Origin of the sequence: Flavobacterium sp. RSSB_23 (assembly GCF_051547145.1) — a bacterium.
In the GTDB taxonomy this organism is placed as follows: Bacteria; Bacteroidota; Bacteroidia; order Flavobacteriales; family Flavobacteriaceae; genus Flavobacterium.
The window spans coordinates 437,864-464,093 of record NZ_JBPTTO010000001.1 but is presented as its reverse complement, the minus strand read 5'-3'; the positions used below and the strand labels follow the sequence as shown (position 1 = coordinate 464,093).

The following is a 26,230-nucleotide window of genomic DNA, read 5'->3' as shown; positions in this document are numbered from 1 at the left end:
AATTTTATAAGAATCTCTAAATTCATTTGTTACAAAAAATGCATTTGAAATAAAGTTGTAAACACTAAAACGTTGTAGTAGAAACCTCAACTATGACATTCATAATTTGGACCTATTTTTTTGATAAATTTAACAAAAGTTTAATGTTTTAATTACCAAAAATTAAATTATGAAAAAACTAGTACTATGGCTTATCCCCCTTCTCGTCTATGGTTTGGGAGCGCAAGCACAAATAAGCACTTCTTATTTGTGGCATTTGCACCAACCCACCTATTGGGGTGATGTAAGCAAGAAAAACCCCAATCGCTACCAGATAGTTAAAGAATCACAGGATTTAAAAACATCGGGAGCCAACAACGACAAGAACGGACTAGCCCATCCTACCAATAACTTGGTAGAGATTTTTAGCACTGGTGACCGTGTAGCAGCCTATCAATTTGCTCCAAAAAATGCCATTTCCTCGATAGCTGATTTACCCAAAGCTGGGGCTCAAATCACTTACGGAGGTTCGTTGATGGAAAACGTACAGGAATTAGCCCAAGCCAACCAATGGGGCTATTCGACCTCGTGGACACAAAACATTAAGGATGCCAAAGGCTGGAAAACTTCGGGAGGATTCCCAAGAATGGAAGTGGTTTCTTTTACAATGCACCACGCCTTATCGCCATTGCTGAGCGACGAAGCCTTGACCAAAGAAATCAAAGCGCACCAATACTACAGTGCTCAATTGTTTGGTACCCACGATTCGAAAGGCTATTGGCCAGCAGAATGTGCTTTCTCTGAAAGAATCATCAAAACCTTAAAAGAGTGCGGCATAGAGTGGTCTGTGATTGCCAATAGCCATCTCTCAAGGACTTTATCCGACTATCCCCTAAAATACGGTTCTGGCGGGACGATGTGTGATGTTCCTAACAAAGCCGACCAAGTAGATACAAAAGGAAATACTTGGTTTTCTGCTCAAAAAGATGCCCGTGGTGGACAATTCGCTATTCCTTACTCGTATTTGCCTTATAAAGCCAAATATATCGATCCTGAAACCGCTCAGGAATACAAAATTACCGTGGTCCCAATGGCAGATTACGAAAGTTATGAAGACGGCTACTCTGCCATTGGCACAACTCTAATTGATCCTATTGCAGCCAAAGCTTCAACCTCTCCAAGACAACCTTTGGTTTTATTTGCTCATGATGGCGATAATGCCTGGGGTGGCGGTTCATCGTACTATAACGAATCGGTTACTGGTTTTTCGCATGCCTCGGCAGCCAAAGGAAATAACGCTACAACGATTCCACAATATTTACAAGATCATCCTGTCCCAGAATCTGAAGTAGTGCACGTAGAAGACGGCGCATGGGTAAATGCCGATGGTGATTTTGGTCATCCGCAATTTACCAACTGGCTTTGGCCTTTTTTTGATCCTGTTACCAAAAAATTCAACCCTAATGGCTGGACAGAAGACATGATGAACCAAGCCATAACTACCGCTGGTGAAAACCACGCCATTATGGCCGAACAACTCGAAGGAAGCAATCTCCGCATTAGCGAAATCGTAAATCCAACAGCAGCGATAAGTCCAGCTGAAAAAGCATGGCATTTTTTGATGGCCGGATACGACAGTGGGAATGCCTATTATGGTTTAGCCGAAGATTTAGAAATCAAAACAACCTTGGCTGTCAATCGCTGTGTGGAGTTTGCACAACCTACACTTAATGCTCACCCAGGCGTTGACAACACTAAACCTTCTGTTTTTATTCCACAGCGATGGCCTTATAATCCCGGAGAAAAAGGATATGGAGCGCCTTATGCTTACAAAGAATTCTTGAATTCAGCTGACTTTACAGTATACACTTTTGCCTATGATGTAAGCGGGATTGAAAGAGCCGAACTAAAATACCGTATTGATAATGACGGAAAAAATAGTTTAAGCTCCAATCATAATGATACGTATGCTGGTGGAACTGAAGTGGGGTCTTGGGTAAGTTTACCAATGACCGAAAGAGTTTTTCCTAAAGGAAATGTAACTAATAGTACCCAAGCCGATTTGTACATGCTGCCTACGGTAATTGCTAATCAATACCATGCAGAAATTGCAGGACTTTCAGAAAAATTAGTGGATTATTACGTAGAAGTAACCGATAAAAAAGGAAACGTAACCAAATCAAAAATTCAACATGTTTGGGTAGGTAAAAATCTAGATGTAGCTCCAAAACTTACGTTTACGCCAGACATTACAAATTCACCAACAACAGTCGACGTAACCATAAAAGCAACCGATAGTACTGACCCTTCCCCAAAAATCTATTACACCATTGATGGTAGTGTTCCAACAACTGCATCAGCTAGCGCAATTAGCAGCAAAACCATCACCATCACCCAGACGACCACTATAAAAGTGTTTGCCGTGGATAATGAAGGTAATATTTCAGAAACTATCACCAAAACTATCTCAATTGGGGCTTTACCTGAATTTACCGTTTATTTCAAAAAACCAACCAATTGGAATGCAGCTGTAAAAATCTATTATTGGTCTCCTACAGGAACAGCGCCAGTTGTAGCCTATCCAGGAGTAGCTATGACTAATGATTGTGGAGATTGGTATAAATACACCTTCCCAAGTACAGTATCCGCTTCGAACTTACTTTTTAACGACGGTACTTTAAAAACTGGCGACTTAACTGCAACCGCAGGAATTAAATTTTATGATGGAGCTTGGCTAGCTAGCGAACCTGCTAACCGTTGTAACGTCACTCCTATTGCACCTGATTTGACCATTGCTCCCGTTGGCGGTAATTTTACTACAGGCGCTACAGTGAATGCAACAATTACAGCAAATGATGCTACCTCAACCATTTACTATACGCTGGATGGTACAATCCCAACAACGGCTTCGCCTTCAGCTGTTGGAAGTAAAAACATAGTCATTACTGCTACTACGGTGCTTAAAGCCTTTGTAAAAAACACCGCTGGAACTAGCTCTGCTATTAAAACAGAAACGTACACTTTTAGCACTCCTGGTACCTTTACGGTGTATTTCAAAAAACCAACCAATTGGAATGCTGCTGTCAAAATTTACTATTGGTCACCAACAGGAACAGCTCCAACAGTAACTTGGCCCGGAATTGCGATGACTAAAGATTGTGGAGATTGGTACAGTTATACTTTCCCATCAACAGTTAGTGCTTCAAATTTATTGTTCAACGATGGCACTTTAAAAACTGTTGACTTGTCTACTACAGCGGGAATCAAATATTATGACGGCGCTTGGTTAGCTGGAGAACCTGCCAATAGATGCCCTGTTATTGTTCCCGATGTGACTATTGCACCAGTAGGTGGCAACTTTACTACTGGTACCACAGTGAATGTAACACTTACAGCCAACGAAACTACATCAACCATCTACTACACCCTCGATGGAACGACGCCAACCATAGCATCGCCTTCAGCTGTTGGCACTAAAAACATTGCCATTACCAACACTACAACACTTAAAGTTTTTGTAAAAAATACAGCTGGAACCAGCTCTGCTGTCAAAACGGAAACCTACACTTTTAGTACTCCTGCTACATTTACGGTGTATTTCAAAAAACCAACCAATTGGAATGCAGCAGTAAAAATTTACTATTGGTCACCAACAGGAACTGCTCCAACAGTAAGTTGGCCTGGAATTGCGATGACCAAAGATTGTGGTGATTGGTACCAATATACATTCCCGAGTACGGTTTCGGCTTCTAATTTACTGTTCAATGATGGAACTTTAAAAACTGCCGACTTATCTACAACAGCCGGAATTAAATACTATGATGGTGCTTGGCTGAATGGAGAACCTGCCAACAGATGCCCTACCATAGCTCCTGATTTAACCTTTTCAAAACTTGGAGGTAGTTTTGCTACAGGATCCACAGTAAATGCAACCTTAACGGCCAACGAAACCACTTCGACCATTTACTATACCCTAGACGGAACGACGCCAACTACGGCTTCGCCATCTGCAGTTGGAAGTAAATCTTTTGCCTTTACTTCAACTACTGTCTTGAAAGCTTTTGTTAGAAACACAGCTGGAACGAGCTCAGTAATTAAAACAGAAAGCTATACGTTTAGTACTGTACCAACAATTACCGTATATTTTAAACCACCAACAAACTGGACCGTAACTCCAAAAGTATATTACTGGAGCGCTACACCAAGTGGTAGTATCACTAATGCAGTCTGGCCAGGAGTAAATATGACAGCAGACGCCAATGGTTTTTATAAATATACTATCACTGGACCAACGGCAATAAATCTGATTTTTAATAATGGTTCAGGAGGAAGTACTAACCAAACTCCAGACTTAATTGCAAAAACGGATGGATTTAGTTATACTTGGGGAGATCCTGCGGATAAAACTTTAGGTATAAATACCAATAAAGTCGAAACCACTAACGTAATTCGCGTATATCCGAATCCAGTGAGTCATACTTTGCAAATTCAATCTGTGATACCTGCTAATCATTTTATAGTTTTCTCTTCACAAGGAAGTACTGTACTTGAAGGAAAACCAGAAGACAACACTATCAACGTTAGTCAACTAAGTGATGGTCTTTATTTTATTCTCCTTCGCTTTGAGGATGGCCAAGAAACAATGCAGAAAATACTAAAAAGATAGAATTCATTTCAATCTATAAACAAAAAAGTGGGCTCAAAAGCCCACTTTTTATATTCATAATAGTTTCATTCATTACAAATCAAATCGATCAGCATTCATTATTTTTACCCATGCTTTAACGAAATCAGCAACAAATTTTTCTTTATTGTCATCTTGAGCATATACTTCTGCATAAGCTCTTAGCACAGAATTAGACCCAAAAACCAAATCAACGCGAGTAGCCGTCCATTTAGTTGCTCCAGATTTTTTATCTACAATATTGTATAGATTATCTCCGGCTGGTTTCCAACTATAATTCATATCTGTTAAATTAACGAAAAAGTCATTGCTAAGCACTCCTTCATTATTGGTAAATACACCGTGTTTTGTTCCTTTATAATTGGTTCCAAGAACACGCATACCTCCAACTAAAACAGTCATTTCGGCTGCAGTTAATCCTAAAAGTTGTGCTTTATCCAACATCAATTCTTCAGGTTCTACAACATATTTAGCTTTCATAAAATTTCTAAATGCATCATTTGTTGGCTCTAAAACTTCAAATGATTCTGCATCTGTCATTTCTTGACTAGCATCTCCTCTGCCATAAGCAAATGGAACTTTTACTGTAAATCCTCCCTCTTGAGCTGCTTTTTCGATAGCTGCACTTCCACCTAAAACAATTAAATCTGCTATACTAACTTTTTTGCTCAAGCTAGACTGAATTGCTGTCAGTTTATTTATAACATTTTGTAGACGCTCTGGTTCATTTCCAATCCAATCCTTTTGTGGCGCTAATCGAATTCTTGCTCCATTGGCTCCACCTCTAAAATCCGAACCTCTAAAAGTTCTTGCACTATCCCAAGCGGTATTGATCAATTCAGCTCTTGTTAATCCACTATTCAATAAGGTAACTTTTAATTCTTCAATTTCTGCCTCGCTTAAAGTATAGTCAACTTTTGGAATAGGATCTTGCCAAATCAAATCTTCAGCTGGTACATCTGCACCTAAATATCGGTCTTTAGGCCCCAAATCACGATGGGTTAACTTGAACCAAGCTCTAGCAAAGACCTCTGAAAAATACGCAGGATCATTGTAAAAACGTTCCGATATAGCACGGTAAGCCGGGTCCATCTTCATTGCCATATCCGCATCAGTCATAATTGGATTTCTTCTAACCGATGGATTGTGTGCATCAAATGGTTTATCTTCTTCTTTGATATTAGTAGGCTCCCATTGCCAAGCTCCTGCTGGACTTTTTGTTAATGCCCAATCGTGGTTCAATAATAAATAAAAGTACTCATTGTCCCAACGTGTAGGATTGGTGGTCCAAGAGCCTTCTAATCCACTCGTAACCGTATCGCCAGCATTTCCATTACCTTTTGGATTTAGCCAGCCCAAGCCTTGATTTTCGATAGCGCCCGCTTCTGGTTCTGGGCCTAATTTTGAAGCATCGCCATTTCCGTGTGCTTTACCCACAGTGTGACCACCAGCTGTTAATGCAACTGTTTCTTCATCATTCATTGCCATTCTCTGGAAAGTAATGCGAACATCATGTGCAGTTTTAAGAGGGTCAGGCTGTCCGTCTACACCTTCAGGGTTTACATAAATTAATCCCATCATGACGGCTGCCAACGGATTTTCTAAATCACGCTCCCCAGAATATCTAGTTCCTTCACTTCCACTTTTTGCCAACCATTCTTTTTCTGCTCCCCAATACACATCTTTTTCTGGGTGCCAAATATCTTCACGCCCACCAGAGAAACCGAACGTTTTTAATCCCATTGACTCATAGGCCATATTTCCTGCAAGAATCATCAAATCCGCCCATGAAATTTTATTTCCATATTTCTTTTTTATAGGCCACAACAACCTTCTTGCTTTGTCCAAATTACCATTATCAGGCCAACTATTTAAAGGTGCAAATCGAATATTTCCTGTTCCAGCACCACCACGTCCGTCAGAAATTCTATAAGTTCCCGCTGAGTGCCACGCCATTCTAATCATTAATCCGCCATAATGTCCCCAATCTGCAGGCCACCATTCTTGACTAGAAGTCATAAAAGCTTTCAAATCATTTTTTAAAGCCTCTAGGTCTAATTTTTTAAATTCTTCTGCATAATTAAAATCTTCCCCCAATGGGTTGGTTTTTCTATCGTGTTGATGAAGAATATCTAAATTGAGTGCTTTAGGCCACCAATGGTTATTATTAGTTCCTGAAGCGGCACTTTTGGTCTGTGCACCACTAGAAAAAGGACATTTTCCACCTTCACTAAAAGAATTGCTGTTGTTTTCCATAGTATGTTTTATTTAAATTGATATCTTAATGAATGCTAATTTACCATAGTTTTATCTTTTGGTTTTTCAATTTTAATAGATAAAAACTATACAAAAAGTGTAAAACATTATGTATAAAGATATTAAATAAACATAAACAAAAGGGAATCAATACGCTGGAAAATGCAAATAAAAAACCTCTTAGTAAAAAACTAAGAGGTCTAATTATTAGATAAACTACTATTTAAATAACTTCTGAATTCAACTTACTATTTTTTCGACTAAAACTAAAATAAATAACCAAACCAATTAACAACCAAATTCCAAAATATATCCAATTCCACACACTCAATTCAGCCATCATATACAAACAACAAATTAAGCCTAATAATGGAATTAATGACAAATTCTGCTTGTATGCCCAAACACACAATCCTATCAAAGAGAATAAGAAAATCCACATGGGTATTTTATGTTTAAACAAATCAAAACCACTTTCGTACTTAATAGCGTCTGAAACTGGTAATCCAGCCACTACGCTTTCATATTTAACATCATCTTCTGCATGTTTGCTCAATAAGTTTTCAAGATCAGAAGAAGCTTCCGCTGCTTTTTCTCCTTCTAATGCAATTAAATAATCAGAAACCAATTTAGTTTCTTCTTTATTCAACGAAGTAATAATAGAAGAAGGTGAATTTACTTGCGTCTTATTAGTAATAAAATCCATAGTTGCTTTTTCATTGAACCCAAAAGCAAAAACAAGACCTATTATCAACAAAATTGGCATAATAAACTTTGAATTAACATAAGGAGTTTTGAATTTCCCGCGTGGAATATCTGTTTTATTTTGCAAAGACAACACACCTGCACATACTAAAACAAAAGCGAATAATGTTCCGATACTACACAAATCTGTAACCATTGTCAAGTTTAAAAACAAAGCTGGCACAGCTACTACAAAACCAGTAACTATTGTTGCAAAAGAAGGTGTTTTAAATTTAGGATGCACGGTAGAAAATTTCTTTGGCAACAAGCCATCACGACTCATACTCATCCAAATACGAGGTTGTCCCATTTGAAAAACCAATAGAACACTCGCCATAGCAATTACAGCTGAAACAGCAATAATTCCAGACATCCATTTTAAATCTAATTTATCAAATACAAAGGCCAATGGATCACCAACATTCAATTGATTATAGCTTACCATACCTGTTAATACTAGCGCAATTGCAATGTATAACAATGTACATAATATTATAGCCCACATCATACCTTTTGGTAAATCGCGTTGAGGATCTTTACACTCTTCTGCAGTAGTAGAAATTGCATCAAAACCAATATAGGCAAAAAACACAGCAGAAACACCTTTCAAAACTCCTGTAATACCATTAGGAGCAAACGGAGACCAATTAGCAGTGTCAACATAAAAAATACCAACAGCTATCACCAATAAAACGATACATACCTTAATTGCAACCATTAAATTACTTGCATTTCGAGATTCTTTCATTCCACGGTACACTAAAGCAGTAATCAAAACGATAATCAAAAGTGCTGGTAAATCAGCTACTAAATGGAAAGAACCAATAGTTGGAGCAGTTGTCCAGGCAGTATATGCCGCTTGAGTAGCAGCAGATAAATTTTCAAAAGACTTTCCGCCTTGCATTAAAGCCGTCGCGTCTTTAAAACCATTTGAAGCTGTCAAATAATCCATTTGAACCCACTGTGGCATCGTAATCCCGCCGCTTTCTAAAAGTCCCGTAAAGTAATCACTCCAAGATATTGCTACTGTTATGTTACCAACTGCATATTCCATAATCAAAGCCCAACCAATTATCCATGCAATCAATTCACCAAAAGCTACATAAGAATAAGTATAAGCACTACCTGAAACAGGCACCATTGAAGCGAATTCAGCATAGGCAAATGCTGCAAAACTGCAGGCTACTGCTGTAAACAAAAATAAAAAGATAACCGCTGGACCACCATCTGCACTTGCCTTTCCAATGGTACTAAAAATCCCTGCTCCTACAATAGCAGCAATACCAAAAGCGGTAAGATCACGAGCTGTTAAGTGCTTTCCTAAAGCTTCATGCCCGTCCAAATTATTTTTCTCAACTTGCTTTAAAATGTCTTGAACTGTCTTTTTTCTAAATAAACCTTTTAATGCCATTTTTTAAATTTTATCGGTAATGGTTAGTTAATGTATGCTTTGCAAATAAATGCTTTTAAAACTAAAAATTAAATTATTGAATCATAAAAATTAAAACAACCCATTTAAAAAATTGTTTTATCTTTAAAAAAAGCAATAAATAAAACAATTTATTTTTTATTGCGTTAAAAAAGTCAAATATATACATAAAATAGACATACAGAAAAAAATTTGTGTTTTTATGTTTATAATTTACTAACATTTAATTCACACTGGTATAAAAATACTAATATCCTTAGTATCAAGATTACAATTTTGATTTTTTTTGAAAAATTGAACTATAACAATTGAGTGAAACGCGTGATTCAACAAAATTAAAAGTTTTCTTCTTGTTAAAAATCAGACTACAATCTTCAAATACAATAAATAATCCTCTCTTTTGTGTCAAAAAAATAAAAGATAAGGAATAGTTATTTAAAAAACACATCTACATTTTTCAAGAATCAATTTTATACTACTTTTGAACCATTACTCAACTTTAATTATCTTCTATGAATCCAAATATCCAATCTTTGATAAGCGTTTCGCAAAAATCAGTACGAAATATTATTGGTCTTATGTCAGGGACATCACTTGATGGATTGGATGTTGCTTATTGCAAGATTTCTGGATCAGGAACCTCAACTAAAGCAGAAGTAGTGCATTTTACAACTTTTCCTTATGACGAGGAAACCAAATCTGAAATAAGAAAAGTTTTTGCTCAAAAGACAATCGATTTTCAGCATTTAGCTTTGCTAAATGAATGGATAGGCATAAAACACGGTAAAATCGTCTTGGATTGTTTACAACAATGGAAATTAAATACTACAGATGTTGACTTGATTGCTTCGCACGGACAAACCGTTATGCACGCTCCTAAAAGTCTCCACCAAAAAGATAAATTTCCAAATGCAACTTTACAAATTGGCGATGGAGACCATCTTGCTGTAACTACACAATGCATCACAGTCTCAGATTTTAGACAAAAACATTTAGCTGCTGGTGGAGAAGGCGCACCTTTGGCAGTGTATGGAGATTACTTTTTATTTAATTCTACTACTGAAAATAGAATATTACTCAATATTGGTGGAATTGCAAATTTCACATTACTCCCTAAATCAGGTTCGTTTGACTCCATTTTTGTGACCGATACAGGCACAGGAAATACGCTAATAGATGCCTACACTCGTTTACACTTTCCAGATCTTGATTACGATATAGACGCAACCATTGCAAAAACTGGTAATGTGAATCAATCCTTATTAGAGCAATTAAAAAGTGATGCTTTTTTTAGTGCAAAATTCCCAAAAAGTACAGGTCCCGAACTTTTTAGCCTTACATTTCTTGACAATGCGCTAAATCAATCTAATACTACATCATTAAAAGTTGCAGATGTTTTGGCAACACTAACGCTATTTACTGCAGAAACAATAGCTGAAGCTATCCTAAAAGTAACAGCTACACAAATCGATAAAAACACCGCAACAACTGTTTATGTCTCAGGTGGCGGTTTTCACAATCCGTTAATACTAAAATACTTAAAAGAGCTACTACCATTCTCCATTGATTCAACAACTTCTCTTGGAATTAATGGAGATGCTAAAGAAGCATTGTTATTTGCAATCCTTGCCAATGAAACCATTTCTGGAAGCTTAAACAGTTCTAAAAAAAATAACGGCATCCCAGCCGTAAGTATGGGAAAAATCTCATTTCCTAGATAAACAGCATTTTTACTCCGTTAAAAAGCAATAGCGTTACTATTAAATTAATTATTTTATGTTAAATAAAATCCACCCTGATTTTAGAATAGTATTATTACGCAAGAAATTATCTTACAATTAATTCTTAAAAAAAATAAGAAAAATAAAATTTTAGCACCCTTTTACTACAAAAAAGGTTAAATTTTAACATTTGCTAATTCTCTTAAGCCAGAATTAAGATAAAAGTGATTGTTTCTTCGTAAATTTAATATAGAAAAACAGCCCACTACAAGCCATTTTACAGACGATCTAATGTAGAATTTTGAACTAAAAAATAGAGGCATCTATTTTTTTACAACTATTTAAAAAACAAAAATTTAAATAGTATGTTTCTTTCACCGAATCACTGTTTCATTTTTAATAATACTACGAAATGAAAAATAAGAAAGAAAATAATAGCTTCAATTGTTATCTATCAAATGCCAAGAGTTACGGACAACTTATGGATTATAACAATGAATCAGAAGATTCAGTTCTAACAAAAAGAAAACTTGTTGTAGAAATTAACACCTTAAAAAAATCACTTTCTGACTTACAAATCGAGAAGGAGGATTTAAATATGCAATTACTTCAGCAATTCAAAGAATTGAAGAGATCTCAAAAAAACCTTAACAAAGACTTTCATAAAGGATTAGAGGAAATGATGTTTATCCTTTCACACAAAGTGAGACTACCATTAACCAATATTTTAGGTTTAGCTAACTTATTGACTAATGTTGATAATTCAAATGATGAAAATCTTGCATACATTGAATTACTCAAGGCATCAGCCAAAGATTTAGACAATATTACAAAAGAGCTTGGTTCTTTCATTTATGAATTGAATCACAAAAAAGAAACCACTTCCAAATAAGGAATTCATATAACACGCACTATGACTTAAAAAGAAAACAAAAAACCACCTAATCATGAAAACAATCATCCTATTACTCGTAACCGCACTAACATTTGCGCAAAATGATAAAGAAAACTACCTTTCATTTTCTGGCGCTTTAGATGCAAGAAATTTAATATCAGGAAGTAACCCAACTAATAACGAAAGTGCTTTGAACTATCTTTTACAATTTGCAATGGTTTCAAGGAATTTCGAAATTAATGTAGGATATGAGCGCTTTTCAATGATTCAGTATAGCAAAAACACCATCGGATTTGGTTATCATATTCCACTTAATACAAGAATTGGTAATCTTAATATAAAATCAACAATAATTCCATCTATCGAACCTACATTAATTAATAGATGGGGAAATTGGGGAGGTGGAATTTCTTACGAACAAAAAAGTTCTCACATATCTGCAGGAGCCAACCTAGCCTACAGAATACATTTATCAGATTCAATTGCAATAGAATATTTATTTAATGTCCTACCAAGAGTAGACCTTAGTGCTATGTATGGAAGCGCTAGCACAAAAGAGAAAAAAAGCGCCAATGGAATTCCAATAATTGGCAGTAACTATTTTAAACTTGTATATAAAATTGGAAGATAAGCCCTAAATAAAAAGAAGATGAATTTTAGCCTTTTTTGCCCAAAAAATAAAACCTCATTCAGAAAGTAGTTGAATGAGGTTTTATTTTTTCATTTCCCAGATTGAAATAGAAAAAAATCATTTCCAGAAAGCCTTTCCATAAACCAATCAATCAACCTTTAAAAGAATTTATTGAATAATAATCCTTTTTTCTAAAGTAAAAAAAACTATTTTTGAATGCATTATAAACGAAAAAATAATGACCAAAAATAAAGTATTACTTCTTCTATTTATTTTATTACTATCTATCATCACTAATGGAATTGCTCAAAAAAAAGACCATTATCCAAAAAATGAATTTAGAGGTGTTTGGATAGCTACAGTCGTAAATATTGACTGGCCTAAAAAAAGCAATGACTCCGTTGCTAAACAAAAAGCGGATTATTTACAAATTCTTGATACCTATCAAAAACTCAATTACAATGCAGTTATCGTCCAAATTAGAAGCGTAGGAGATGCCTTCTATCCTTCAGAATTAGCTCCTTGGTCTCGCTTTTTGACTGGAAAAGAAGGAAAAGCACCTACTCCTTATTACGATGCTTTGGAATGGATGATTGAAGAAGCCCACAAGAGAGGATTCGAATTCCACGCTTGGCTTAATCCTTATCGTGCCACTTTCGACTTGAATAAAGCGCAACTTAGCCCTAATCACGATATTTTCAAATATCCGCAATGGATGATTACTTATGGTGGAAAAATGTATTATAACCCAGCTTTACCAGAAGTTCAAAATCATTTAGTAAAAGTGGTGGAAGAAGTTGTAATGAAATATGATATCGATGCCATCCATTTTGATGATTACTTTTATCCTTATAAAATCAAAGGAGAAGAATTTAACGATGCTGATTCTTTCAAAAAATACGGCAATGGAATGAATCTTGAGGATTGGCGTAGAAACAATGTAACTACATTTGTAAAAAGCATTCACTCTGCTATTAAGAATCATAAACCTTGGGTGCAATTTGGCATTAGCCCTTTTGGTGTTTGGAGAAACAAATCAATGGACCCTAAAGGCTCTGACACACAATCTGGACAAACTAATTATGATGATTTGTATGCCGACCCTATTCTTTGGATGCAGAACAAATGGATAGACTATCTATTGCCTCAATTGTATTGGAGCATTGACCACAAAACGGCTTCTTATGCCAAACTACTAAAATGGTGGTCAGAAAACACAAATGGTGTTAATCTCTATATGGGAAACAGCACCTACAAAATCAAAGGTGATTCGGATAAAAAGTGGAACAACATTCACGAAATTCCCAACCAAATTGACTTGACCCGAAGCTATGCTAATGTGCAAGGAAATGCATTTTATAGCGCAAAATGGTTTATCAATACTCATCAAAACGTGACACAATTGCTACAAAATCATCAGTATAAATATCCTGCTATTCCGTTACCTGTACCGAATTCAAAACACATTGTAATCGATACACCAGTAGTCAATAAAATTGAGATAGATTCGACCAATTGCACTTTTACTTTACAAATACCTTTGAATACAAAAATTCGTTATGTAGTGGTGTATGGTGCCAAACGAGACTCTAAAATCGACCTTCAAGAAGCCAGTCAAATTATGAAGAAATATTTTGTTGACCCAAAAGCAACGATAATCAATTTTAGTATTCCACTAAGCGATGTCGATAAGAACAAAGCTTTTGCCCTTACTTTTATTGACTTTTATGGCAATGAAAGTAAAGAAACCATCATTGATTTACCCAAAGAAGACTAACCCAACCATTTCTACCATTCTATGAAATCAGAAAAAAATCCTTGGTATTGGATACCACTTTTGAATTTTGCATCAGGTTTTCCGTATGCCATTATCATCTCAGTATCTGTTTTGATGTACAAAAATTTAGGCATCAGCAATGAAGATATTGGAATGTACACTAGTTTACTCTACTTGCCTTGGGTGATTAAACCGCTTTGGAGCCCATTTATCGATTTGCACGCTACCAAAAGAAAATGGTTTTTGGCGATGCAATTGGTCATTTCGATTGCTTTTTTAATCGTTGGATTAACCATTCCGATGCAGCATTTTTTTGTATTGAGTTTGGCTTTATTTTGGGTGGGTGCTTTTGCTTCTGCTTCTAATGATGTGGCTATTGATGGATTCTATTTATTGGCGTTAACCAAAGACAAACAATCTTTTTTCTTAGGGATTCGCAGTACTTTTTACCGTTTATCGATGCTTACTGCCAATGGTGTAATTGTACTTTTAGCTGGATTCCTAGAAGAAAAATACGGGGACAAAAGCAAAGCTTGGTCGTATACTATGCTTGTGGTGGCTTTGATTATGATTTTCATCACGGTCTACAACTTTTTTATGACACCAAACCCAGAAATTGAACAGGAATACATAAAAAGTAATGCCAATCATAAAGGAAGTTTTACCGAAGTATTCGCTACTTTTTTCCAAAAGAAACAAATAGGATTGATTCTGACATTTATATTAGTATATCGTCTTGGAGAATCACAACTGATGAAGATGCTTTCCCCTTTCTTGATTGATGATGTAGCCAAAGGCGGAATGGGATTAAGCACCGAAGATGTCGGGATTATTTACGGAACTTTTGGAGTTGCCGCTCTAGTTATTGGCGGAATCATTGGCGGAATCGTCATCTCGAGAGACGGTTTAGGAAAATGGATGCTCCCAATGATTTTAACGATGCATTTGCCAATTATTGGATTTGTTCTTTTAGCCCATTTTCATCCTAGCTCTATACTTTATATTTACATTACTGTAGTTTTGGAGCAGTTTGGATATGGCTTTGGTTTTGCGGCTTTCTTAATGTATTTAATTTATGTAGCCGAAGGAGAATCCAAAACCTCCCACTACTCTATCGCTACTGGATTTATGGCTTTGGGAATGATGCTTCCCGGAATGGCAAGTGGTTATATTCAAGAGTATTTGGGCTATGGCAACTTCTTTATTTGGGTATTTTTAGCAACAATTCCCGGAATTATTTTATCTCGCTTTTTGATTTTTCCTTATGATTTTGGAAAAAAAGAAACAGAAAAACAGTAACACAACGAATGACAACCGAACAAAAAATAGGACAATTCTTTTTTCCTGCCGTATTCATTAACGACAGCGAAGAAAACATTCAGGCAACAGAACAATTGATTCGTGAATACAATATTGGTGGTTTGACCTTTTTTCATAGTCGAGCTAGTGCGGCTACCAATTATGAAGGCAACAAAAAAATTGAATTCAATGATGAAAGTTACGAACGTTTAAAAGCCTTAATTGTTCGCTACCAAAAAGCGGCAAAAACTCCTCTTTTGATGAGTATAGATGCCGAATGGGGTTTGGCGATGCGTGTTGAAAAAACACCTCAATATCCTTATGCCATTACACTTGGAGCTATTCCTGTAGGGGACAAAGAATTGGTCTATGAAATAGGAAAACAAATTGGAAAGGACTTACAATCGGCTGGTATACATTACAACTTGTCTCCTTTGGCAGACATTAATACTGACCCAAACAATCCCGTTATTGGGTATCGCTCTTTTGGAGAAGACAAAAACAAAGTTGCCAGCTTTGCTTTGGAGTATTTGAAAGGAATGACGGCTGCGGGAATTTTGGGTTGTTTAAAACACTTCCCAGGTCACGGTAATACCAATGTAGATTCGCATTTAGGATTACCTGTTCTAAATGAAAACTTAGACGAGTTACTATCTAATGAGTTAGTTCCTTTTATTAAAGGAATTGAAAACAAGGTCGACTCCATAATGATTGGGCATCTGGCGGTTCCAGCTCTAAATAACGGAGAAAATACCTCGGCTACACTTTCAAAAGCAGTGATTGAAGGTTTGCTTAGAGAACGATTGGGATACGACGGTTTGGTGATTTCGGATGCTTTGAATATGCATAGTGTTTCCAAACTGTACCCAACTAAAGGGATTTTGGAATGGGAAGCTTTTAATGCTGGAAACGATGTATTGTGTTTTGCAGAAAATGTGCCCGAAGGGATTCAGGAAATTTTAAAAAGAGCTGATATTTCAAGAATTGAAGCCAGTTTTGAACGTATTTGGAAATGCAAAATACAAGCTGGATTGATTACTGAAAGTAAGATTGAAGCAACTGATTTAGATTGGAAATCTACAACTATAATCAACCAAAAATGTGCAGAAAAAGCGATTACTCTAGTCAAAAAAGACAGCACCTCGTCCATAACTGACTTCATTAGCAATGGTGGAAGCGTGGCAAAAGTGAGTGTTTATAAAGACTGTGAGAATCCATTTTTTGAAGGATTAAAAGATACCATTCAGGGAGATTCTTTTTCGGTAGCATTGGGAGAGGAAAATCTGGAGGAAAAACTAAAGGAAATAGTCAAATATGACACTTTGGTTATTGCTTTATTTGTACCGAAGGCCAAACCATTGGCAAAATTTGAAATTGAAGAGGCAATTATTACTTGGCTAAGTGAAGTGGTGTTGACTAAAAAAGTGGTCTTTCATTTGTTTGGAAATCCGTATGCACTGCAAGTGCTTCCGAATATTATGGCGGCCAAAATTGTTGTCGTAGCCTATCAAGACCTTATTGAATTTCAAGAAGTAGCGGCTCAAAAAATAGTATTGAACCAAGCATACGAAGGAACTTTACCCGTCACTTTGCTTTTGAAATAACTAAATGTAAAAAATATAGAAACGATAGTTGTAAGCTATCGTTTTTTTTTGACTAATGCTCACAAGAAAGTTCATTGCTGCTTTTTAGCCCCGATGGGAGCGGCATCCTTGCTAGACGGGGTTCGGCTAGCAAGATATAGCGGACAGCGGGACTTTGTTTCCATAAAAGCCTAAAGTTTCCTGCTCCTAAAAATTAGCCAAAATTGACCTACAAACCACTAGATATCAATATTTTAAATTATCTACAACGTTTTCGTTAAAAACTGTTATTTTTTTACAAAATAAGCAACTCCTATCCGATTATAGTTAATTATAATTAAAACTTTGAGCAACTCAGATACTTACTAATTACCTTTGCCGAACAGAAATAAACAAAATTTTAAATCATAATCATTATGTCATTAGTAGGTAAAAAATTTCCAAGTATTGCGGTTGATGCTATCTCTGAAATGGGAGACAATTTGAAAATCAACATTTTTGAAGAAGCAGTAAACAACAACAAAAAAGTATTGTTGTTCTGGTATCCAAAAGATTTCACTTTTGTATGTCCAACTGAATTACACGCTTTTCAAGCCGCTTTACCAGAATTTGAAAAAAGAAATACAATTGTAATTGGTGCTTCTTGCGATACTAACGAAGTACACTTTGCTTGGTTGAACACACCAAAAAACAATGGTGGTATCGAGGGAGTAACGTATCCAATCTTGGCTGATACTAACAGAAACTTGGCTAACATTTTAGGTATTTTGGATATCGAATCTACTAGCTACAGCGAAGAAACTGATTCTGTAATCCTTGAAGGTTCTAACGTAACGTACAGAGCTACTTATTTGATTGACGAAACTGGAAAAATTTTCCACGAAAGTGTTAACGATATGCCATTAGGTCGTAACGTAAACGAATACTTGCGTATGGTAGATGCTTACACTCACATCCAAGTAAAAGGTGAAGTTTGTCCTGCTAACTGGGAAGCTGGTAAAGAAGCAATGAATGCTGACAGAAAAAGTACTGCTGAATACTTAAGCTTAAACTAATAACAAGCTCCAAATTTTAAATTCCAAATTCCAATGTAGTTCGTTTTAGGACTATCAAAAATTGGAATTTGGGATTTTAAAAATTGAATTTTAAAATTTAAATTATGTTAATCGAATTAAACGAAGATACGTTAGGTGCTTTGGTAGCACAAAACGAAAAAGTAGTGGTTCAATATTCGGCTTCTTGGTGTGGTAATTGCAGAATTATGAAGCCAAAATTTAAAAAAATGGCCACTGAAAACGAAAACCTAACGTTTGTTTTGGTGGATGCTGAAAATTCACCTGAATCTAGAAAGTTAGCTAATGTGAGTAACCTACCTACTTTTGCTACGTTTGTTGGAGGAAAATTAGTTAACGAAACACAAACTAATAAAGCAGAAGTTTTAGCCGATTTAGTAAAAGAAATCGCTTAAGAAAACGCGTTACTCCTACTTCCAATTATTTTCAATCTTTATACATTTATTCCAATGAAATTACCTGTTATCAAACACCTGACTCAATTTATAGAAGAAAACGACCAAGATTACATCATTGAAACTATAGAAGTTTTAGAAGCACTTACAGAAGTTCCTTCTTTGAAAGACGAAGAGTTGGATGTGATAGGTGAATTGATTTCGAATATGTATGGTGCTTTGGAAGTAAATAAAATGGTAAAAACAGGTACAGATAAAAAAGAAGCTTTGAACACGTTCATGAAACGAGTTTTGGGGTCAATTGATAAATAGGTTCTGTTTCTAAAACTTAAAAAGCCTGCAAAGACAAAGTTTTTGCAGGCTTTTTTTATTATATATTTCTTCACTGATTAACCTAGCTGATAATTATTGCAACTTGCATTCAAAAAAATTTTTTACTGTTGAAATACCATTATTGTTTGTACAAAAAAAATTAAAACCATTTAAAATACTATTTTTGTTAGTAATTTAGAGTCAATTATTTACGTTTTTTAATCTATCAAGTATGAATACATTATTTACAGATAAAATGGCTAGTGTATACGATGCTATGTATCAAACTTTCATTGATTATAACGAAGAATATGACTTCTACAATACCATTATTCAGAAATACGGAAGTCAATCAACTCTAGAAATCGGTAGTGGCACAGGAAACTTAGCACTTCGTTTTTTTCAAAACAATCAAAAGTATTTGGGGCTTGACGCAAGTGAGGATATGATTGCAATTGCAAAAAAAAGAACTTCTAAAAGTACGTTTATTCATGGCGACATGAGAGAGTTTACATTAGAAAATCCAGTTGATTCCATCCTCATCACAGGCCGCTCTACTAGCTATTTAATTTCTAATGAAGACGTCTATTATTGCTTTGATTCGGTTCATCAAAATCTTAATAACGATGGCGTATTTGTGTTTGACTTTATTGATGCAAATAGGTATGTTCCTTATTGCGAAAACAATAAAAGCATCATTCATAAAGCGAATTGTGAAGGAATCCTGCATTACAGAGACAGTAATTGGAAACTTACCACGGCGGATAATTTTTTGATGGAATGGACTGCAACTTATTACACTATCCAAGATAACGAAAAAGAAGTGATAGCAGAAGATTTTTCTACGGTTAGAGTTTTTACTTTAAATGAAATTGAGCTTTTCCTTTATATGAAAGGATTTGAAATTCTTGAAGTAATAGATAGAAAAACTTATGCTTTTGATACCTATGTTATTGTTGCAAAAAAGAAAAAAAAAGTAGTTTTAAAACAATGAGTTTTACATTTTTCTCTCAATTTTTGCAATGATTTGTTGTTCTTCATCAGTAGCTGCTAAACCAGAGAAATCCCAATAATTAGTTAGAATACTATTGCCTTTATTAATCAAACTTTTGTCTTTAAAAACCTGAGGCTCACGATAGGTATAATTTTGATTACTAAAATTAGTCGTTACTAAATAATTTCTAACTTCTATATTCTTAGTTTCCTTTTTATACATTTTCTCAAAACCAATTTCTTCCTTTGAACTTACTAGGAAATAATTAGTATCTTCAACTCTATAAGTAGTTTTCACGTTAGACATATAAATATTCTTAGCGCCTTTTACCGCTTTTCCAGAATTTCTGGCCAAACTAATTTCTGAAATTTTAGAGCTTACCTCGATAATTAAATTTTTCTGATTATCATAAATAATCTTAAACTCATCTAACAAGCCTTTGGAGTTATCTAGTGGAGTTGCGGTCAAAACATAATAAGCATCGTTTTCAGAATAAGAACGCACCAAAAAATAGTAACTGTCCTTAGCTTTAGGGTCCAAAAGTGGAGCTAAATACTTAAATGTATAATAATTTTCCATTATATTATTTAAGTTGTATCCCAACAAATCAGCACTAACTTCCTCTTCGACAACACCAAAAGAACGATTTTGCTCAACAAGAATGGTAGAGTTTAATTTTTTTTGGTCCCCCACAATTTGAAAATTCAACAAACCGTCAGTGTAATAGGAATACACACCGTTAAGTTTAAAAAACTCTCTACAATACACCTTTAAACGTGCTGGTACATTAAATTTTTTAATAGAATTTGCAACTAATGATTTTAAAATTTTTTGTGGATGTTGACGAGTAACTACCAATTCATCTAACTTATTCAAACTACTTTTCAAATAAATGATATTACCATTTTGCTTGAGAGTAGCCGGACGAACCGTCATGCCCACATAAGAAGGATGTGACAACTGAATATTTGAATTTCCGTTTACAATAAAACTAACTTCCCCTTCCTTATTGCTTATAAGAATTTGTTTCGTTTTAGCCACTAAAACAGTTACATCTTCCAAGGGAAGTTGCGTATCCATATCCTTAATAATCAAAGTTCTTTCTATTTTTTGAGCTAGAACAATTGAACTAACTAGTAATAAAAAGACAAGTAGTGTTCTCTTCATAAGAAGTGATTTATGTCTTAACTAAAATTCAGAAACTTTTAATATTTTAGATAAAAATAAAAAAATTGTTGATAAAAAAAATAAAAAAAGAAAAATATGTCTATAAAGCCGACTTTATTTTTTAATTCTGCACCCAAACAGAAGAAAAAGTAAGAAAATAATAATAGTTATTAACATTCTAAAAAACAAAAAACCTGAGCAAAACTCAGGTTTTTACAAACTATATATATTTTGAAACTATTCGTTATGCAAAAACGATTGTCTGTTCAACAATGTTTCTTCAGATTCTACATGGTTATCATCAGGAATACAACAATCAACAGGACAAACAGCAGCACATTGAGGTTCATCATGAAAACCTTTACATTCTGTACATTTTCCTGGTACTATGTAGTACACTTCGTCAGAAATTGGAGTTTGTGGTGCCTCAGCATCAATTTCAGTACCATCTGGTAAAATTACTTTTCCTTTTAGTTTGGTTCCATCTTTATAACGCCAATCGTCTGCGCCTTCATAAATTGCAGTATTTGGACATTCTGGTTCGCAAGCTCCACAGTTAATGCATTCGTCTGTAATAATAATTGCCATCTTTAACTAAATTTTTTAATTAAAATTTAAAGTGATTGTTTTTATAATAAAAACAACTGTTGTCATTAGCTTCTAAAAAGCTTATTTTTGCGCAAAATTACAATCAAAAGATTTCATACACAAGCAATATGACATTAGAAACAAAAAAAAGTAAATTTGTTGAATTAGGAAAATTCTTGAGTCAATTTTCTTCTATAGAGAATCCCTCGAAAAATGATGTTTTGGGCAACGATTTATTTTTTGACGAATGTCTTAATCTAATTGCTCTTTCTCAGTCGCATAATGGTTGGTACACTCCTGAACAAGTCTGTTTTGCTTTTCAATCTTGGTCGAAAGCATTAATACAAGAAAAACTAGACCAATGGCTTTCTGCATATGATTTTACAGACAGACAACCCAAAACCGTTGCGTTGATTCTTGCTGGAAACATACCTTTGGTAGGTTTTCATGATTTCTTATCGGTATTGATTTCGGGACATAATGTTCTAGTAAAAACCTCTTCGAATGACCAGCATTTACTTCCTTTTATAGCGAAATACCTAATTCATATTGCCCCTGAATTCAAAGAGAAAATCACTTTTGTTGAAGGAAAACTAGAAAACTTTGATGCTGTTATCGCAACAGGAAGTAATAACACTGCTCGCTATTTTGAATATTATTTCAAAGACAAACCATCCATTATTAGAAAAAACAGAAACTCTGTAGCATTGCTTACTGGTGAGGAAACTCGTGAACAACTAGAAGCTTTGGGAGAAGATATTTTCCGCTATTTTGGTTTGGGATGTCGCAACGTATCAAAACTTTTTGTGCCAAAAAACTATTCTTTCGATGCTTTTTTTGAAGCCATTTTTAAATACAAAGAAGTTATTGAATATGAAAAATATGCCAATAATTACGACTACAACAAGGCGGTATTTTTGATGAGTAATTTCAAATTACTTGACAATGGCTTTTTGACCATAAAAGAAGATAATGGTTACAGCTCTCCTATTTCGAGCACTTTTTATGAGTTTTATGACAACATCGATGAGGTGGTAAAGCGTTTGCAAGACGAAGAAGACAAAATTCAGTGTATAGTTTCTAATAATTTAATCTCCAACAGTATTCCCTTTGGGCAAACCCAAAGCCCTGAATTATGGGATTATGCTGATAATGTAGATACAATTTCATTTTTACTAACAATAAAGTAGAAAATTGTATAATTATTTCGAATAATTCAGCTTGTTTTCAAGTATGATTGTCGAAATTTGCATTTTTAAATTTTCGGATACTTACAAACCATGAAAAAACACAACTACAGCGCAGGACCATGTATTTTACCACAAGAAGTTTTTGAAAAATCGGCACAAGCCATTTTAGATTTCAACAACTCAGGATTATCAATTTTAGAAATTTCCCACCGCAGTAAAGACTTTGTTGCCGTAATGGAAGAAGCGAGAGCTCTTGCTTTAGACTTATTGGGTCTAACAGGCAAAGGCTACCAAGCTTTATTCTTGGCCGGAGGAGCTAGTTTAGAGTTTATTATGGCGCCTTACAACTTGATGAAAGAAGGAGGCAAAGCGGCCTATTTAGATTCTGGAACTTGGGCTAGTGCTGCCATTAAAGAAGCTAAAACTTTTGGTGAAACGGTAATCGTTGCATCCTCAAAAGAACAAAACTACAATCATATTCCAAAAGGGTATACTGTACCTGAAGATGCAGATTATTTTCACTGTACGAGCAACAACACCATTTTTGGAACACAAATGAAAGAATTTCCAAAATTGAATATTCCAATCGTTTGTGATATGAGTTCGGATATTTTTTCACGTGTTTTAGATTTCACTCAATTTGATATTATTTACGCAGGTGCTCAAAAAAACATGGGACCAGCAGGAACAACTTTAGTAGTGGTTAAAGAAGAAATTCTTGGCAAAAACGGTCGCGTGATTCCAAGTATGTTGGATTATGCTAAACATATCAAAGCAGAGAGTATGTACAATACTCCACCAGTTTTCCCTGTATACACTTCGCTATTGACTTTGCAATGGTTGAAAAACTTGGGAGGTGTAGCTGCCATCGAAAAAATCAATAATGAAAAAGCGGCTTTATTGTACAATGAAATCGACAGAAATCCATTGTTTAGAGGAACAGCTGCTGTAGAAGACCGTTCCAATATGAACGTAACTTTCTTATTGAACGACGAAGCGCATAAAGACACTTTTGACGCTATGTGGAAAGCTGCTAATATTTCTGGTCTTCCAGGACACCGTTCTGTAGGTGGCTATAGAGCGTCTATCTACAATGCGATGCCAATAGAAAGTGTTCAAGTTTTGGTTGATGTTATGAAAGCGTTGGAAGCAGCGGTTTAATCGCTTAAACCAAATTTTCTTAAAAGCACACTCCCCTAGCCCCGATAGCAGTGGATATCCTTTTCTATTTTTTCTTTAAAAATAGAAAAGATAGTAACGGATAGCGGGATTAGCTCCTAAAAAAATAAAAATATAGTATAGTTGATTCTTTGCTACAAACAAGGAATTAGAGAAACAAAATAAAAACAAAATGAAAGTATTAGCCAATGACGGAATTTCAAAAAGTGGAATTCTAGCTTTAGAAAAAGGTGGTTTTGAAGTAATCACTACAAAAGTGGCGCAAGAACAAGTAGCCAATTTTATTAATGAAAACAACGTAAGCGTTATTTTGGTAAGAAGTGCTACCAAAGTGCGCAAAGACATTATCGATGCTTGTCCTGGTATCAAAATTATTGGACGTGGCGGTGTTGGTATGGATAATATTGATGTGGACTATGCAAAAAGCAAAGGGATTCACGTAATCAATACTCCTGCTTCTTCCTCAGAATCGGTAGCGGAATTGGTTTTTGGACATTTGTTTACAGGAGTTCGTTTTTTACACGACTCGAACAGAAATATGCCTCTTGAAGGCGATACCAATTTTGAAGGTTTGAAAAAAGCCTACGCTAATGGTACTGAACTAAGAGGAAAAACTTTAGGAATTGTAGGCATTGGACGTATTGGTCAAGCTACTGCAAAAATGGCTTTGGGATTAGGTATGAAAGTTATTGCTGCTGACAGCTTTATTCCTCAAGTAGATGTGAAAGTAGAATTTTTTGATGGGCAATCTATCACTACTACTATTGTTTCTCAATCTTTGGAATCGTTGTTTCAAGAAGCAGACTTTATTACTTTGCACGTACCAGCACAAGACGGATACATAATTGGTGAGGAGCAATTAGCTACTATGAAAGATGGCGTAGGAATTGTAAACTGTGCGCGTGGTGGTGTAATTGACGAAGTAGCTTTAGTAAAAGCTTTAGACAGTGGAAAAGTTGCTTTTGCAGGTTTAGATGTTTTTGAGAGCGAGCCAAAACCAGAAATGGCTATTTTGATGCATTCTAAAATTTCGTTGACACCACATATTGGTGCAGCTACAGGAGAAGCACAAGACAGAATTGGAACAGAATTAGCCTCACAAATTATTGCATTGTTAGGATAATTTTAAGCCTTCAACATACCAAAAGGGTAATTTATTAACAGTAGTTATAAATTACCCTTTTTTATTTAAATTTGAGAATACTTTAAATCTAAAATCCTATGCTTGAGCAATTAACACAATTAGTACAGCAATTTGGAGAGGATGCTGTTGTAAAAAACAGCGCTATCCCAAATGAACATAACGAGGCAGTTATGCAAGAGGCGGGTAACTCCATTTTTGCTAGTTTACAAAAAATGTCTTCTGAAGGAGGAGTTGAGCAATTGGCAGGTTTGTTGCAAGGCAATAATGCTCAGGATAGTTCGAATCCTGCAGTCCAACAAATCACACAACAACTTACTGGAAGTTTGAGTGAGAAATTCGGAATAAGCGGAGAAGCTGCTTCTGGTGTTGCTGGAGATATGATTCCGAAAATACTAGGAGGATTGATGGGCAAAGCCAATGACCCAAACGATAGTTTTCAAATTTCGGATATTATTGGCGCAATTGCTGGTAATAGTGCACAAGCTGGCGGTATTATGGATACCATTTCTAAGTACGGAACACAATTTGGTTTAGACCAAAATGCAGATGGTAAAGTAGATATTAGTGACGCCATGGATTTAGCAAAAGGCAGTGGCGGAATTGGAGGAATACTCGGTAAATTATTTGGTAAATAAAAGCTAAAAACATAGAGAAAAGCGTCATTTCCTTAAAAGAAATGACGCTTTTTTTATGATAGAATTTACATTTTTCAGGCTCAGATTTTGTAAATTTCGATTTCAATAGTTAAGCCATGAAAAAGATAGCTTTTATAATCGTGCTTATTGCAGTAATTGGCGCTTGTTCGACTCCAAAAAACAATCTCGCCTCTCTTCCTGCCACCGCTGCCGTTAAAGGAGACACGGTAAGAATTGCAAATGATTCACTTGAATACGAGGTTATCATTATTGACCCTGGCTTTAGCACTTGGCTGAATTCTATTGCACTTCCAAGAGGTTATTATTCGCAGTTTTATTTAGAAAATAAGAACCGATTTTATATTACAGAATGGAACAATAGAGCGCAACAACCGTTACGATTTGACCCAAATTTATATGAAATGACAATAAATTATGACCCACAGATAAATTATGGATACGAAGTGAATTATTTAATCTACAATTATATGATTTATTTCCAAAATCGATACCAGCAAAGGCTATTTGGCAATGTCCCGATACGATAATCTTAGT

The 26,230-nt window shown here is 35.2% G+C and carries 20 protein-coding genes; 16 read left to right on the top strand and 4 right to left on the bottom strand.

The genetic code is table 11. From position 1 onward, the window contains the following. Nucleotides 1-169: 169 nt before the first annotated feature. Nucleotides 170-4,645 carry a starch-binding protein gene (locus tag ACSVH9_RS02070; protein WP_438062254.1) on the top strand — a complete coding sequence of 1,492 codons (4,476 nt, stop codon included), beginning with the start codon at nt 170-172 and terminating at the stop codon, nt 4,643-4,645. Nucleotides 4,646-4,717: 72 nt separating this feature from the next. On the opposite strand, the gene katG is transcribed toward ACSVH9_RS02070, so the two are convergent. Next, entirely contained in the window at nt 4,718-6,919 is a 2,202-nt protein-coding gene (katG, locus tag ACSVH9_RS02065; protein WP_438062253.1) for a catalase/peroxidase HPI, read from the bottom strand. A 223-nt stretch (nt 6,920-7,142) separates the two neighbouring features. Then, the gene (locus ACSVH9_RS02060) at nt 7,143-9,074 is read right to left on the bottom strand and encodes an amino acid permease (protein ID WP_438062252.1); all 1,932 of its coding nucleotides are present in this window, start codon (nt 9,072-9,074) and stop codon (nt 7,143-7,145) included. 530 nt (nt 9,075-9,604) lie between these two features. On the opposite strand from ACSVH9_RS02060, the gene ACSVH9_RS02055 reads away from it, so the two are divergent. The 10 genes from ACSVH9_RS02055 to ACSVH9_RS02010 all read left to right on the top strand — a co-directional run bounded on the left by ACSVH9_RS02055 (nt 9,605) and on the right by ACSVH9_RS02010 (nt 19,772). Further along, nucleotides 9,605-10,813, top strand: a complete 1,209-nt coding sequence (locus ACSVH9_RS02055; protein ID WP_438062251.1) for an anhydro-N-acetylmuramic acid kinase — start codon at nt 9,605-9,607, stop codon at nt 10,811-10,813. A gap of 412 nt (nt 10,814-11,225) precedes the next feature. After that, the gene (locus tag ACSVH9_RS02050; protein WP_438062250.1) at nt 11,226-11,705 is read left to right on the top strand and encodes a hypothetical protein; all 480 of its coding nucleotides are present in this window, start codon (nt 11,226-11,228) and stop codon (nt 11,703-11,705) included. Nucleotides 11,706-11,760: 55 nt separating this feature from the next. Beyond that, nucleotides 11,761-12,339, top strand: a complete 579-nt coding sequence (locus ACSVH9_RS02045) for a hypothetical protein (protein WP_438062249.1) — start codon at nt 11,761-11,763, stop codon at nt 12,337-12,339. 238 nt (nt 12,340-12,577) lie between these two features. Continuing rightward, on the top strand, nt 12,578-14,116 hold the full coding sequence (locus ACSVH9_RS02040; RefSeq protein WP_438062248.1) for a glycoside hydrolase family 10 protein: 1,539 nt from the start codon (nt 12,578-12,580) through the stop codon (nt 14,114-14,116). 21 nt (nt 14,117-14,137) lie between these two features. Further along, complete coding sequence (locus ACSVH9_RS02035; protein WP_438062247.1) at nt 14,138-15,415, top strand: MFS transporter; 1,278 nt, start codon at nt 14,138-14,140, stop codon at nt 15,413-15,415. 8 nt (nt 15,416-15,423) lie between these two features. Continuing rightward, nucleotides 15,424-17,019 (top strand): glycoside hydrolase family 3 protein, encoded by a 1,596-nt coding sequence (locus ACSVH9_RS02030; RefSeq protein WP_438062246.1) that lies wholly within the window; start codon nt 15,424-15,426, stop codon nt 17,017-17,019. Nucleotides 17,020-17,414: 395 nt separating this feature from the next. Continuing rightward, entirely contained in the window at nt 17,415-18,053 is a 639-nt protein-coding gene (locus ACSVH9_RS02025) for a peroxiredoxin (protein WP_064714688.1), read from the top strand. Nucleotides 18,054-18,157: 104 nt separating this feature from the next. Next, the gene (locus ACSVH9_RS02020; RefSeq protein ID WP_159683558.1) at nt 18,158-18,466 is read left to right on the top strand and encodes a thioredoxin family protein; all 309 of its coding nucleotides are present in this window, start codon (nt 18,158-18,160) and stop codon (nt 18,464-18,466) included. A 54-nt stretch (nt 18,467-18,520) separates the two neighbouring features. Further along, complete coding sequence (locus tag ACSVH9_RS02015; RefSeq protein ID WP_298297038.1) at nt 18,521-18,778, top strand: DUF6952 family protein; 258 nt, start codon at nt 18,521-18,523, stop codon at nt 18,776-18,778. A 232-nt stretch (nt 18,779-19,010) separates the two neighbouring features. Beyond that, nucleotides 19,011-19,772 (top strand): class I SAM-dependent DNA methyltransferase, encoded by a 762-nt coding sequence (locus tag ACSVH9_RS02010; RefSeq protein ID WP_438062245.1) that lies wholly within the window; start codon nt 19,011-19,013, stop codon nt 19,770-19,772. Between the two features lie 3 nt (nt 19,773-19,775). Here the strand turns inward: ACSVH9_RS02010 and ACSVH9_RS02005 are convergent, their stop codons facing one another. Together ACSVH9_RS02005 and ACSVH9_RS02000 are read right to left on the bottom strand one after the other, a co-directional pair. Further along, nucleotides 19,776-20,939, bottom strand: a complete 1,164-nt coding sequence (locus tag ACSVH9_RS02005; protein WP_438062244.1) for a hypothetical protein — start codon at nt 20,937-20,939, stop codon at nt 19,776-19,778. A 237-nt stretch (nt 20,940-21,176) separates the two neighbouring features. Further along, nucleotides 21,177-21,527: a 4Fe-4S dicluster domain-containing protein gene (locus ACSVH9_RS02000; RefSeq protein WP_300976790.1), complete on the bottom strand. Its 351-nt coding sequence runs from the start codon at nt 21,525-21,527 to the stop codon at nt 21,177-21,179. Nucleotides 21,528-21,655: 128 nt separating this feature from the next. On the opposite strand from ACSVH9_RS02000, the gene ACSVH9_RS01995 reads away from it, so the two are divergent. From ACSVH9_RS01995 to ACSVH9_RS01975, 5 genes are all read left to right on the top strand, one after another. Then, nucleotides 21,656-22,717: an acyl-CoA reductase gene (locus tag ACSVH9_RS01995; protein WP_438062243.1), complete on the top strand. Its 1,062-nt coding sequence runs from the start codon at nt 21,656-21,658 to the stop codon at nt 22,715-22,717. Between the two features lie 90 nt (nt 22,718-22,807). Then, nucleotides 22,808-23,878, top strand: a complete 1,071-nt coding sequence (gene serC, locus ACSVH9_RS01990) for a 3-phosphoserine/phosphohydroxythreonine transaminase (protein WP_438062242.1) — start codon at nt 22,808-22,810, stop codon at nt 23,876-23,878. Nucleotides 23,879-24,068: 190 nt separating this feature from the next. Beyond that, nucleotides 24,069-25,019, top strand: coding sequence for a D-2-hydroxyacid dehydrogenase (locus tag ACSVH9_RS01985; RefSeq protein WP_438062241.1), 951 nt, complete (start codon nt 24,069-24,071; stop codon nt 25,017-25,019). Between the two features lie 98 nt (nt 25,020-25,117). After that, on the top strand, nt 25,118-25,675 hold the full coding sequence (locus tag ACSVH9_RS01980; protein WP_438062240.1) for a DUF937 domain-containing protein: 558 nt from the start codon (nt 25,118-25,120) through the stop codon (nt 25,673-25,675). A 116-nt stretch (nt 25,676-25,791) separates the two neighbouring features. Next, nucleotides 25,792-26,223: a DUF6146 family protein gene (locus tag ACSVH9_RS01975; protein WP_438062239.1), complete on the top strand. Its 432-nt coding sequence runs from the start codon at nt 25,792-25,794 to the stop codon at nt 26,221-26,223. Nucleotides 26,224-26,230: the final 7 nt, after the last annotated feature.

Excerpts from the sequence above, each read along its gene's own strand:
- ACSVH9_RS02020 (WP_159683558.1), top strand. The coding sequence starts at position 18,158 with ATGTTAATCGAATTAAACGAAGATACGTTAGGTGCTTTGGTAGCACAA.
- ACSVH9_RS01995 (WP_438062243.1), top strand. The coding sequence starts at position 21,656 with ATGACATTAGAAACAAAAAAAAGTAAATTTGTTGAATTAGGAAAATTC.
- ACSVH9_RS02060 (WP_438062252.1), bottom strand. The coding sequence starts at position 9,074 with ATGGCATTAAAAGGTTTATTTAGAAAAAAGACAGTTCAAGACATTTTA.
- ACSVH9_RS02005 (WP_438062244.1), bottom strand. The coding sequence starts at position 20,939 with ATGAAGAGAACACTACTTGTCTTTTTATTACTAGTTAGTTCAATTGTT.
- ACSVH9_RS02050 (WP_438062250.1), top strand. The coding sequence starts at position 11,226 with ATGAAAAATAAGAAAGAAAATAATAGCTTCAATTGTTATCTATCAAAT.
- ACSVH9_RS02040 (WP_438062248.1), top strand. The coding sequence starts at position 12,578 with ATGACCAAAAATAAAGTATTACTTCTTCTATTTATTTTATTACTATCT.
- ACSVH9_RS02000 (WP_300976790.1), bottom strand. The coding sequence starts at position 21,527 with ATGGCAATTATTATTACAGACGAATGCATTAACTGTGGAGCTTGCGAA.
- ACSVH9_RS02070 (WP_438062254.1), top strand. The coding sequence starts at position 170 with ATGAAAAAACTAGTACTATGGCTTATCCCCCTTCTCGTCTATGGTTTG.
- ACSVH9_RS02035 (WP_438062247.1), top strand. The coding sequence starts at position 14,138 with ATGAAATCAGAAAAAAATCCTTGGTATTGGATACCACTTTTGAATTTT.
- ACSVH9_RS02015 (WP_298297038.1), top strand. The coding sequence starts at position 18,521 with ATGAAATTACCTGTTATCAAACACCTGACTCAATTTATAGAAGAAAAC.
- ACSVH9_RS01975 (WP_438062239.1), top strand. The coding sequence starts at position 25,792 with ATGAAAAAGATAGCTTTTATAATCGTGCTTATTGCAGTAATTGGCGCT.
- ACSVH9_RS02055 (WP_438062251.1), top strand. The coding sequence starts at position 9,605 with ATGAATCCAAATATCCAATCTTTGATAAGCGTTTCGCAAAAATCAGTA.
- ACSVH9_RS02030 (WP_438062246.1), top strand. The coding sequence starts at position 15,424 with ATGACAACCGAACAAAAAATAGGACAATTCTTTTTTCCTGCCGTATTC.
- ACSVH9_RS01985 (WP_438062241.1), top strand. The coding sequence starts at position 24,069 with ATGAAAGTATTAGCCAATGACGGAATTTCAAAAAGTGGAATTCTAGCT.
- ACSVH9_RS02025 (WP_064714688.1), top strand. The coding sequence starts at position 17,415 with ATGTCATTAGTAGGTAAAAAATTTCCAAGTATTGCGGTTGATGCTATC.
- ACSVH9_RS02045 (WP_438062249.1), top strand. The coding sequence starts at position 11,761 with ATGAAAACAATCATCCTATTACTCGTAACCGCACTAACATTTGCGCAA.
- katG (WP_438062253.1), bottom strand. The coding sequence starts at position 6,919 with ATGGAAAACAACAGCAATTCTTTTAGTGAAGGTGGAAAATGTCCTTTT.
- serC (WP_438062242.1), top strand. The coding sequence starts at position 22,808 with ATGAAAAAACACAACTACAGCGCAGGACCATGTATTTTACCACAAGAA.
- ACSVH9_RS01980 (WP_438062240.1), top strand. The coding sequence starts at position 25,118 with ATGCTTGAGCAATTAACACAATTAGTACAGCAATTTGGAGAGGATGCT.
- ACSVH9_RS02010 (WP_438062245.1), top strand. The coding sequence starts at position 19,011 with ATGAATACATTATTTACAGATAAAATGGCTAGTGTATACGATGCTATG.